At 30.6% G+C, this 11,248-nt stretch carries 10 protein-coding genes; 2 read left to right on the top strand and 8 right to left on the bottom strand.

What is annotated here, in order from left to right; genetic code table 11:
• The first annotated feature begins 115 nt into the window (after nucleotides 1-115).
• Nucleotides 116-307 carry a helix-turn-helix domain-containing protein gene (locus RWQ74_RS08275; protein ID WP_314397820.1) on the top strand — a complete coding sequence of 64 codons (192 nt, stop codon included), beginning with the start codon at nucleotides 116-118 and terminating at the stop codon, nucleotides 305-307.
• A gap of 79 nt (nucleotides 308-386) precedes the next feature.
• Complete coding sequence (locus RWQ74_RS08280) at nucleotides 387-1,454, top strand: tyrosine-type recombinase/integrase (protein ID WP_314397821.1); 1,068 nt, start codon at nucleotides 387-389, stop codon at nucleotides 1,452-1,454.
• Between the two features lie 68 nt (nucleotides 1,455-1,522).
• On the opposite strand, the gene rpsI is transcribed toward RWQ74_RS08280, so the two are convergent.
• The 8 genes from rpsI to RWQ74_RS08320 form a co-directional block, all read right to left on the bottom strand.
• Nucleotides 1,523-1,915, bottom strand: a complete 393-nt coding sequence (gene rpsI / locus RWQ74_RS08285) for a 30S ribosomal protein S9 (RefSeq protein ID WP_003145894.1) — start codon at nucleotides 1,913-1,915, stop codon at nucleotides 1,523-1,525.
• A 19-nt stretch (nucleotides 1,916-1,934) separates the two neighbouring features.
• Entirely contained in the window at nucleotides 1,935-2,372 is a 438-nt protein-coding gene (gene rplM / locus RWQ74_RS08290; RefSeq protein ID WP_003144827.1) for a 50S ribosomal protein L13, read from the bottom strand.
• Nucleotides 2,373-2,631: 259 nt separating this feature from the next.
• Nucleotides 2,632-4,095, bottom strand: a complete 1,464-nt coding sequence (gltX, locus tag RWQ74_RS08295) for a glutamate--tRNA ligase (RefSeq protein ID WP_314397822.1) — start codon at nucleotides 4,093-4,095, stop codon at nucleotides 2,632-2,634.
• 290 nt (nucleotides 4,096-4,385) lie between these two features.
• A complete protein-coding gene (locus RWQ74_RS08300; protein ID WP_314397823.1) occupies nucleotides 4,386-6,254 on the bottom strand; it encodes an acyltransferase family protein in 1,869 nt (622 codons plus the stop codon).
• Nucleotides 6,255-6,265: 11 nt separating this feature from the next.
• Nucleotides 6,266-8,434 carry a Tex family protein gene (locus RWQ74_RS08305; protein ID WP_314397824.1) on the bottom strand — a complete coding sequence of 723 codons (2,169 nt, stop codon included), beginning with the start codon at nucleotides 8,432-8,434 and terminating at the stop codon, nucleotides 6,266-6,268.
• Between the two features lie 14 nt (nucleotides 8,435-8,448).
• On the bottom strand, nucleotides 8,449-9,564 hold the full coding sequence (gene alr / locus RWQ74_RS08310; RefSeq protein WP_314397825.1) for an alanine racemase: 1,116 nt from the start codon (nucleotides 9,562-9,564) through the stop codon (nucleotides 8,449-8,451).
• Nucleotides 9,557-9,922: a holo-ACP synthase gene (acpS, locus tag RWQ74_RS08315; protein ID WP_314397827.1), complete on the bottom strand. Its 366-nt coding sequence runs from the start codon at nucleotides 9,920-9,922 to the stop codon at nucleotides 9,557-9,559. The genes alr and acpS overlap by 8 nt, the downstream gene beginning before the upstream one ends.
• A 371-nt stretch (nucleotides 9,923-10,293) precedes the next feature.
• Complete coding sequence (locus RWQ74_RS08320) at nucleotides 10,294-11,019, bottom strand: zinc metallopeptidase (protein WP_399540766.1); 726 nt, start codon at nucleotides 11,017-11,019, stop codon at nucleotides 10,294-10,296.
• Nucleotides 11,020-11,248: the final 229 nt, after the last annotated feature.

The raw sequence follows: 11,248 nt of genomic DNA on the forward strand, positions 1-11,248 counted from the left end.
AAAAATAAGTCACCATAGTTTAGAATAGTGACTCATTAATATAAATAGTAGAAATTTTTTCGGCTCTTCTACTCTTTATATTTTATCATATAAAGCAGAACAGGAGGTAATAATAATGGTTAATAAAATTGAAAATTTTCCCCTTTTATTAAACAGAGAACAGGCATCTAAATTCTTAGGAATTGACCCTAAATCTTTTGATAAATATATTAGAAATAATAATGACTGTAAATGTTTTATGATTGGAAAACAACAAAGATTTCTAAAAAAACATTTAGTAGAATTTATAGAAAAACATAGTATTTAATTATAAAGCTCTTGATAAAATAGTTTTTTCTGTTTATTATATAAGTAGTGACTAGTCTATTTTATCAAGAGTATTTAGAATGAAAGGATTTGATAAAATGGCAAATATTACAAAAAGGGGTACTTCTTATAGAGCTACAGTATCCATATATAAAAATAGTGAAAATCAACGAATAACTAAGACCTTTAAAACACGAAAAGAAGCGAAACAATGGGCTTTAGAAATGGAGTTATACAAAGGCAAAGGAAAAAATATCGCAGAACAAACCACGCTTTACACTGATTTTTATAAAAGCTGGATTTTTTCAGTTAAAAAAAATGATGTTCGTGAAGCTACTCTAGTTAATTATGAACGTACTATTACAATAATTGATAAATTATTTGAGGGTATTGAATTAAGACATTTAAATGATACAGTTATGCAAAAGAAAATTGATGAATATGCTTTAACACATTCAAAAAAGACTACTAAAGAACTAGTCTTAAAAATTAGAGGTTCACTCAAATATGCTTATGCTCGTGGTTTATTGGTAAATGATTTTGGTAGTTTATTAAAAGTTAGAGGAAAAGAACTTCCTAAAAGAAATATTTCACTTTCTATAAAAGAAATGGCTAAACTAAGAAAATATTGCTTAGAACATAAACATATTGAATTTAATGTACTTGTTTTGCTAGCAATTGAAACTGGTGCTAGACGTGGAGAACTATTGGGATTAAAATGTGAAGATATCTATGAATTTGGAATAAAAATCAGACGTTCTATAAGTCCTACTAGCAAAGATACATCACTTAAAAATAAATTTTCAAAACGTGATATATCAATAAATAATGACATATATGATGCATTAGTTGAACTATCTAAATCAAAAAAAGATTATGTTTTTTGCAGAAACAATTTTATGCAATCAAAATATTTACAAGAATTACTAAAAAAATTAGAGATTACTAAAACTACATTTCATGGACTTAGAGATAGTCATGCATCTTTCTTATTTTCAAAAAATATAAGTTTGGATTATATTTCAAGAAGACTTGGTCATAATTCGATATTGACTACTCAAGAATATTATTTATCTTTAATGCCAGAAAAAAAGCACCAGCAAGATGCCGATGCTTTAAATCTCTTAGACGAGCTATCAAAACTATGATACTCCTAATAATTTACACCAATTTACACCAAAAAATGGCTGTGAAGCTTGGTATAATAAGGTTTTCATTAACGTTTTGAGAATTGAGGAGCACGTCTCGCACCACGAAGACCGTATTTTTTACGTTCTTTCATACGAGGGTCACGAGTTAGTAATCCTGCTGGTTTTAAGTCTTTACGGTATTCTGGGTTTACTTCTAGTAAAGCACGTGCAATTCCGTGACGGATTGCTTGAGCTTGTCCTGTGTATCCTCCACCGTTAACGTTAACTAAAACGTCATAGTTACCTGTAGTAGATGTAACTTCTAAAGGTTGCATTAAGTCTAATACTAATGATTCTAATGGTAAGTATTCACGCATTTCTCTGTTGTTGATAACAACTTTCCCTGTTCCAGGTACTAATCTTACACGTGCTACTGAGCTTTTACGGCGTCCTGTACCGCGATATTCTACTTGTGCCATTTAATTATTTCCTCCTATATTATCCACGTAATTCGTATTTTTCTGGTTTTTGTGCTGCGTGTGGGTGTTCAGCTCCACGGTAAACGTGAAGTTTCATTCCTTGAGCTCTACCTAAAGTATTTTTTGGTAACATACCTTTGATAGATAGTTCTAAAAGTTCTTCTGGATATTTTTCTACCATTAATCCAGCAGTTCTTTCTTTTAACCCACCTGGGTGCATTGTGTGACGACGGTAAATTTTATCAGTTAATTTTTTACCAGTTAACACAATTTTCTCAGCGTTGATAATGATAACATTATCCCCAGTATCGATGTGTGGTGTATAAGTAGGTTTGTGTTTCCCTCTTAAAATTGAAGCTACCTCTGATGATAAACGACCTAAAGTTTGACCTTCAGCATCGATTACATACCATTTTTTTTCTACAGTTGATGGCTTTGCCATATATGTTTGACGCATGTCTTTTTTCCTCCTAGATGTTGTTTTAAATCTGTCATAACGACTAAGTTTTCCGGGGCTTACTCGTGAAGATATATAAACAATATCATAAGTAATAATACCCTATTTTAAGACGAATGTCAAGATATTTTCTTTACTTTTATTTATATTTCTCTATCTTTTTTCAGCTCAAAAAATTAAAATTAAGGGCTACTTTAAAATTTAGTAGTTCTGATTCATTTCACCCTTAATCTGTCGTTATTTCTTTTCTTAATTTATACTATTTAATTGTTTCTAATGCAGCTTTTACTCTAGCAGCTACACGTTCTTTACCTAGTAATTCTAAACTTGTATTTAATTCTGGACCGTGCATTGATCCTGTTGATGCAATACGAATTGGCATAAATAAGTTTTTACCTTTAACACCTGTATCTTTTTGAATCGCTTTGATTAAAGCTTTAATGTTATCAGCTGTGAATTCTTCTACTTCTTCAACTTTTGTTAAGAAATCTTCGAATACTGTTGCTGTTGTTTCTTGTTTTAAGATTTCTAATTCTTCTTCATCAAATTTAATATCTTCAACGAAGAATTGTTTTGTTAACTCAACAATTTCAGCTCCGTAACTCATTTGTGGTTGGTATAATGAAATTAATTTTTCAAACCATGCTTTATTAGCTTCTACTTCTTCAGCTGTTGCTATACCTTCTTTAATGAAGAACGGTAATGATAAGTCTACGATTCTTTCTAAAGGTTGAGCTTTAATATACTGGTTGTTAATCCATGTAAGTTTATTATTATCGAAGAATGCTGGTGATTTACTCAGACGTTTTTCATCAAAGATTTTCACGAATTCTTCTTTAGTGAAGATTTCTTGTTCACCTTCTGGAGACCATCCTAGTAAAGCGATAAAGTTAAATAATGCTTCTGGAAGGTACCCTAATTCATCATATTGTTCGATGAATTGAATGATACTTTCATCACGTTTTGATAATTTTTTCTTACTTTCATTAACGATAAGCGTCATGTGACCAAATCTTGGTGGTTCAAATCCTAATGCTTCGTACACAACAAGTTGTTTAGGTGTATTAGAAACGTGGTCGTCTCCACGCAGTACGTGAGTGATTTTCATTAAGTAATCATCAATAACAACAGCGAAGTTGTATGTTGCTACTCCATCATTTTTAATGATTACGAAATCTCCGAAGTCATGCCCTTCGAATGATAATTCACCTTTAACCATATCGTCAAATTTATATGTTCTATCTTGTGGAACACGGATACGAATAGCAGGTTTTCTACCTTCTTTTTCAAAAGCTTCTTGCTCTTCTTTACTAAGGTGAGCGTGTTTCCCGCTATAGCGAGGTGGTAATCCGTTAGCGATTTGCTCTTCTCTTTCAGCTTCTAATTCTTCAGCTGTCATGTAGCATTTATAAGCTTTATCCTCAGCGATTAGCTGGTCAGCGTATTTTTGATAAATATCAATTCTCTCAGATTGACGGTATGGACCAAATTCTTTTTCTTTTCCAATACCTTCATCATAATCTAAACCTAACCAGTTCATGTATTTAAGCTGGCTACGTTCACCTTCTTCTTTGTTACGTTTGAAATCCGTATCTTCAATTCTTAATACGAAATCCCCACCGTTGTGTTTTGCAAAAAGGTAATTAAATAATGCAGTTCTTGCATTACCGATATGTAAATTTCCTGTTGGAGATGGTGCATATCTTACTCTTACTTTTGTCATAGTTATCTCCTTTTTTATTATTCTATAAATTATAATACTAAAATATTATATCACAAACTATATTGATATTTCAACGAAAGTTAAATATTTCAATTAGAAAAGCTATCTAAATTTATAAATTAATAATTATAAGCTTAATATCTGAAATACTATCTTCGTATTTACATAAAATCGTCCTTTAACCATATTAGAAGAAATTCTCCTACCTCTTAAAACTAAAAAGGAGTGACTCAAAAATCGCGATTTTGAGTCACTCCCTTTTATAAGTTTCATCCTTTATTGGACTCTTACTAATTTCCTTTAATTTCCACTGGTCGTTTTAGATTTTTCTTAATTAACGTTGTCATCTCAACAATACCATTTTGATTTAAATGAACTCTGTCTGGTTCAAATAAATCTTTACTACTATTTGCTACTGAATACCAATCTATTATATTAATGTTAGTATGTTTCTCTTGTGCTTGTTTCAATGCTGCATTCACAGTTTTTTCCCAAGCTCTTGGTACTTTAATGTTTACAAAGTAAATATCCGCTTTATCAAACACTTTTACTAACTCTTCAATCTGACTTTCAGTAAATGGTCCATTCGTTCCTAATTGGAAAATTATCGCAGAATTTTCGTTATTGTAGTTAGAATAACTTTTTGCTTCTTCTATGGCAACGTATAACTGACGACCAATTTTCCCATCGATAACAGCTCCTGGATATAATTCTTGGAATTTTTCTCCAATATCAACTGTCAATGAATCTCCGATAACTACAACAGAACTATATTTTTTCTCTGCATTATTTTTTTCATCTTTATTTTCATTGTTATCTTTGTTTTCTTTATTTGAATCATTATTTTGCTCTTCTTTATTCTCTTTATTATTCCCATTATTTACAAACTGAGTTTCTTTATTAACTTCCATTTCTTTTACAAATGCTGTTGAAATAAATGGAACACTCTTTCCAAAAATTCCCATTACGAAAAATATTGAAACTACTCCAACAATACCGGCATAAATTCTACGTGATTTTCTAGGGCGTTTTTTCAGTTTTTTGAAAATAACTTTTATATAGTTTTTAAATCCTAATTTTCTTATTGGTGTTTCTACAAACACATAACTAACTATAGCTACAACAAACGTTAAAATAACTCTTAATATTACAAAGTAAATGTTAGTATTACCAATCTCAGCTACTGGCGTGGTTAATACTAATATTGGAAAATGCCATAGATATAAACTATAAGAAATTTTCCCAAGAAACACAACTGGTTTAAAGGACAATAACCTTGCCATTACTGTATGTTGTTTACCACTACTAATAATAACTATTAACCCTAATATAGCTACTAATAGGAATCCACCTCTATATAGCCATGTGTTATATTCAGATGTATAAATCATTACTGTAATTAAAGTAGCGATAGACACTAGTGAAATCACACTATATATCAGGTTCTGTTGCGGAGTTACCTTAGTATGCAATCTCTCCATAGGATATAAGATTGCGCCTACAACTCCTACTAGTAGAGAAAATGCTCTAGTGTCAGTACCGAAATATATTCTGCTAATATTGTTTATATCAAATAAAAGAATATGAGTTATTAATGATACTAATATTAATCCAACAACAACATATAAAAAGTTTTTATTTAATTTATATGTTCCATCTTTTGATTTTTTCTTTCTATTAACTAATAGGAATAGCAATGGGAAAATCATATAAAATTGCTCTTCTATCGCTAGAGACCAAAGATGTTTGAACGGGCTCTGTGCACCAAAACTATCGAAATAATCTAGTTTATGGAAAATATACCACCAGTTACTAGAATATATATAACCAAATATAGCATCAAGGTGACTCTTACGAAGAAGTACTTCATTGAAAAGTACCATTACTACTAATCCAACTGTTATCATAAAGTAAACAGCTGGTAACAGACGTCTAGCCCTTCTTATATAGAAGTTATATAAATTTACAGTCCCTGTTTTTCTGAATTCTTTTATAATTAATGAACTAATTAAATATCCCGATAAAACAAAGAATAAATCTACCCCTAAAAATCCACCCGGTAGGTAATTTACATCAACATGATAAATAATAACGGCTAATACAGCCAATGCCCTTAAACTATCTATACTTGGAAGGTACTTTGATTTGTTATTATTCATTTTTACCTCCTTTAATCTTTAAACATTGCTAGTGCAACACGACCTCTTTGCTTATCTACATCTATAACATATACATCTACAATTTGCCCTACACTAAGGACATCAAGTGGATTTTTTATATAACTTTTACTAATTTTTGAGATGTGTACCATAGCATCTTGTTTTAAACCAATATCTATAAATGCTCCAAACTGCGTAATATTTCTCACAGTCCCTGCTAATTTGACTCCTATTTGAAGATCATCGATAGTTAGAATATCAGATTTTAACAGCGGCTTAGCAAACGATTCTCGTTCATCTCGCAGAGGTTGTTTCAAATCTTTAATTATATCTTCTAACGTTTCAAGACCTACACCAATTTTTTCTGCTAGAGCTTTTTTATCTACACCGTCTATTGTAGTAGCAAACTCTTCTGTTCCTACTTCTTTAGTTGATAGTTTCAGCTCTTTTAGTAAATTCTCTGCTGCTTTATAACTTTCTGGGTGAATACCTGTAGCATCAAAAATATTTTTACTATCCGGTATTCTAAAGAATCCTACACATTGCTCGAATGTCTTCTTACCAAGTCTTGGTACTTTGGCTATTTCTTTAATTGTTTCTATTTTTCCATTTTCTTGACGGTACGCTACGATATTTTTAGCGATTTGTTTATTAACACCTGACACATATGATAGTAGTGAAACAGATGCCGTATTAACATTTACCCCTACTTTGTTAACCGCAGTCTCTACTACGAAAGTAAGCTCTTTTTCTAAAAACTTGGGCGTAATATCGTGTTGATATTGACCTACACCGATTGATTTAGGATCAATTTTTACAAGTTCACTTAATGGATCTTGAATACGACGTGCGATAGACACAGCACTTCTTTCTTCTACATTAAAGTCTGGGAATTCTTCACGTGCTACTTCACTAGCTGAGTACACACTTGCTCCCGCTTCATTTACAATAACATAGTCAATTTTTAATCCCGCTTCTTTTAAGTTATCTACCACAAATTTCTCAGTTTCACGAGATGCAGTACCATTACCGATAGTTATTAAATTAATATTATGTTTATTAATAAATTTAATTAAATCTTTTTTAGATTTTTCTTGCTTATCTGCTGAAGCTGGTTTATGTGGATAGATGACCATTTTATCGATAAAATTACCATATTCATCAACAATCGCCATTTTACAACCTGTTCTAAATGCAGGATCGATTCCTAAAACTTTTTTGTTTTTTAGAGGACTTTGCATTAATAGTTGTTTTAAGTTTTCTGAGAAAATAACAACAGAGTCTTCCTCAGCTTTTTTCGTTAAATCACTACGAATTTCTCTTTCAATTGATGGATAGATTAATCTCTTCATACTATCAGCGATACATTCTAGTAGTAAGTTTCTAATCGCTGTTTGACGATTTTTTGTTAAACCACGTAGTATATAATTGTGTAGTCTATCTTTATCATTTTCGATACTTACACGAATTATTCCTTCTTTTTCCGCTCTATTTAGAGCAAGAATTCTATGCGAAGCAATTTTTGAAATTTGTTCTCCAAACTCATAGTAGTTTTTATAAGTAGAATTTTCGTCTTTTTCTTCTCCACCTTTTTTTAGTACTGATGTAATTTGACCGAATTTTCTAGTGTTTTCAAGTACATATTCACGATATTTAGCACTATCAGAAATATTTTCTGCGATAATATCTAATGCACAGTTAATTGCTTCTTCAGCCGTATTAACCTCTTTTTCAGCATTTATATACTTAGCAGCTTCTCTATTTAAATCTTCTAAGGATTTTGGAAGTTTCAGAATATAATTAGCTAGTTTCTCTAAGCCTTTTTCTTTAGCTATCGTGGCCTTAGTACGTTTTTTCTCTTTAAAAGGACGATATAAATCTTCTACCCTTTGTAATTTTTCTTGAGCTAAAATATCTTTTTTTAGTTCATCAGTAAGTAGACCTTTTTCTGAAATTAATCTAATTACCTCTTCTTTTCTTTCTTCAAGTGATTTTAAATAATTAAACTCATCTTGAATTTGTTTAATAGCAACTTCATCTAGCGAATTTGTTAATTCTTTTCTATACCTTGCGATAAAAGCAATTGTATTACCTTCTTCTAATAAGTTTAATACATTGACTACATACTTATCTTGTATTTTTAACTTAGTTGCTAAGCTTTTTGTAATTTTCTCGTACATACTATAACTCCATTTTATTTTTTATAATAAACTCTTGGAACACGTTTATTTATACAACAGAATATTTCATAACTTATTGTATCTTGATATGTAGCAAAATCATCTACTGCTATGTTTTGTCCATTATTCTCACCAAAAAACAGAACATCGTCTCCTACTTTTATATTTTCACTACAACGTACCATAAGTTGGTCCATACAAACACGTCCTACTATCTCACAGTCTTCTGTCCCAACTTTAATCTTGAATCCTTGAGCTCGCCTTAAAATACCATCTGCATAACCGATAGGCACTGTTGCGATATATTCATCCTGTTTTGCTTCATAACTAACTCCGTACCCTAGCTTTTCGCCTTTTAAAAATTTCTTAACATGAGTTACCTTACTTACTAGCGAAACTACTGGATCTAGTTTAATCTCATCTAATTTTTCAATATTTTTACTTGGATAACACCCATAAAGTGAAATTCCTAATCTAGTCATATTATACTGATCTTTTCTGTCACTATATTTTACCGTACTAGCTGAATTTCCAATGTGAATGTATTTTGGTTTATGCGTAAATAGCTTTATTCTTTCATCGAAGTTTTTAGTTTGATAATCATCATAATTATTATCACTGCCATCAGCATTAGAATAGTGCGAGAATATCCCTTCAAAATCTATTTTCTCAGATGAAAGTAGATTATCGATTTTAACTAATTCTTCTTTATCAGAAGTACCAATACGTCCCATTCCCGTATCAATCTTAACATGAATTTTTAATTTCCTTTCGATACTCTCCATCTCTTCTAGACATTTTTCTAACCATTCTTTAGATGGACATGTTAATGATATATTATTCTCTACAGCGTATTTTATATTTTGGGGATTTGTGACACCTAAAACAAGAACCATACTACCACATATAACATCTTTCAATTCTAATGCTTCTTCTAATGTTGCAGTAGCAAAATGCCTAACACCATTTTTATAAAGATGATAAGCTATTACCCTTGCACCTAGTCCATATGAATCAGCTTTTACTATTGCTATACCGATTTTTTTATTATTAAGAGAAATTAACTTAGTATAGTTATTAAGTATCGCATCTAAATCTACTCTTAATTGTGTTGGTCTATCATTAATCATTACTCGTATCCCCCTTCTCTAAAACAACAAATGCCACAACCGTTGAATCAGTATGGCTTATAGTAAGATGTGTTATGAAATTTTTATAATTGATATAAGGTTTTCCTTTATCATCTTTTTTCACTTCTACATCATGAAAAGAAAAATCTTTAGAAATCCCAACACCCAATGCTTTTGAAGTAGCTTCTTTTACAGCAAAACGTCCAGCCAAAAATTCCATTTTCCTTCTATGATTTGTTATTTTATAAAATTCATTTAATTCATTTTCTGTATATAATTTTTCAAGTCGTTTTCTGTCATCGACATATTTTTCAAAGCGATGAATATCGACGATATCACAACCTATTCCGTAAATCATTTTTTACCTCTTCATTATATAGTTATACAATATTATATCACTAATACAAATATTATGAAAGGAATATTAGCTTAATATTCAAGTTAATTAGTTATATAACCTAATATAGTTTGAATAATTTCTTTACTATGTTAAGAAATGATTAGTAAGAAAATTTTTAATATGCTTCTCTTATAATTATAATAAAAAGGGAGTGACTCAAAAATCGTGATTTCAGAAAAATCGATTTTTTAGAGTCACCCCCGCACAGTTTATTAGATATCTAAAAAGCTTTTATAAAGCGAATTTAGATGTCAATAAACCACTGCGTCTATGAGTTCTCATATACACTTTGTTAAAATTTAGTACTTTTGGGTCAGCCCCAATATTAATTAGTCTCTATTATTACTATTTAATAATATGAAGACAAATCTCAGCATTTCCATTAAAGCTACAACTGCTGCTGCAACATAAGTTAAAGCTGCTGCTACAAGAACTTTTCGACAGTGTCTGTGTTCTTGATCGTCTACGATATTTAAATCAACCACTTGTTCTAATGCACGTTTTGAAGCATCGAACTCAACTGGCAATGTTACTACTTGGAATAGTACTGCAAATAGCATTAATCCTACTCCAATCCAAGCAATTGTATAACCATATTGTCCAATTAAGCCCGTTAATAAGAATCCTACCATAATAAGAATAGTTGATAGGTTTCCTCCAAGATTTGCCAACGGTACTAATGAGTGTCTCCATCTCATTGGTTTATAGTCTGCTACTTTATCTTGAATAACGTGACCAATTTCGTGTGCTGCTATCGCTACTGAAGCAACTGTCGGTTGATCATGAACTATAGGTGAAAGTACAACTATGTTATTAGTTGGATCGTAGTGATCTGATAATTCAACCTCTCCTCTTACTACTTTAACACCTGTTATTCCATTTGCTTGCATTATAATTTCTGCAACTTCTTTTCCAGTTAATCCTGATTTTGTTCTTACTTTTTTATATCTTTCATATGTTCTTTTTACTTTGAATTGAGCCCATAAAGGAATCAGCATAATTAGTAAAAAGTAAAGTATATAACTTCCTGACATTCCATAATATCCTAATGGCATATAGATTACCTCCTAATTAGTAAAGTATATAAGAAGAATTATATCATGTTCTAATATTATTTGCTAGTATTTTGACTAAATTTCACCATTGATAATTCATATTATTTATTTTTATTACTTTTCATTAGATTTTCTCTATTTTTCATAATATTATCTAATCTACTGCTTAATTTTGGCTCATCAAAAAATCGGACTGATGGAAAAAATCAGTTCGATTAAATTATATACA

Origin of the sequence: uncultured Gemella sp. (assembly GCF_963525165.1) — a bacterium.
Classification (GTDB): Bacteria; Bacillota; Bacilli; order Staphylococcales; family Gemellaceae; genus Gemella.

Excerpts from the sequence above, each read along its gene's own strand:
- RWQ74_RS08305 (WP_314397824.1), bottom strand. The coding sequence starts at position 8,434 with ATGTACGAGAAAATTACAAAAAGCTTAGCAACTAAGTTAAAAATACAA.
- RWQ74_RS08300 (WP_314397823.1), bottom strand. The coding sequence starts at position 6,254 with ATGAATAATAACAAATCAAAGTACCTTCCAAGTATAGATAGTTTAAGG.
- alr (WP_314397825.1), bottom strand. The coding sequence starts at position 9,564 with ATGATTAATGATAGACCAACACAATTAAGAGTAGATTTAGATGCGATA.
- rpsI (WP_003145894.1), bottom strand. The coding sequence starts at position 1,915 with ATGGCACAAGTAGAATATCGCGGTACAGGACGCCGTAAAAGCTCAGTA.
- rplM (WP_003144827.1), bottom strand. The coding sequence starts at position 2,372 with ATGCGTCAAACATATATGGCAAAGCCATCAACTGTAGAAAAAAAATGG.
- RWQ74_RS08275 (WP_314397820.1), top strand. The coding sequence starts at position 116 with ATGGTTAATAAAATTGAAAATTTTCCCCTTTTATTAAACAGAGAACAG.
- gltX (WP_314397822.1), bottom strand. The coding sequence starts at position 4,095 with ATGACAAAAGTAAGAGTAAGATATGCACCATCTCCAACAGGAAATTTA.
- RWQ74_RS08280 (WP_314397821.1), top strand. The coding sequence starts at position 387 with ATGAAAGGATTTGATAAAATGGCAAATATTACAAAAAGGGGTACTTCT.
- RWQ74_RS08320 (WP_399540766.1), bottom strand. The coding sequence starts at position 11,019 with ATGCCATTAGGATATTATGGAATGTCAGGAAGTTATATACTTTACTTT.
- acpS (WP_314397827.1), bottom strand. The coding sequence starts at position 9,922 with ATGATTTACGGAATAGGTTGTGATATCGTCGATATTCATCGCTTTGAA.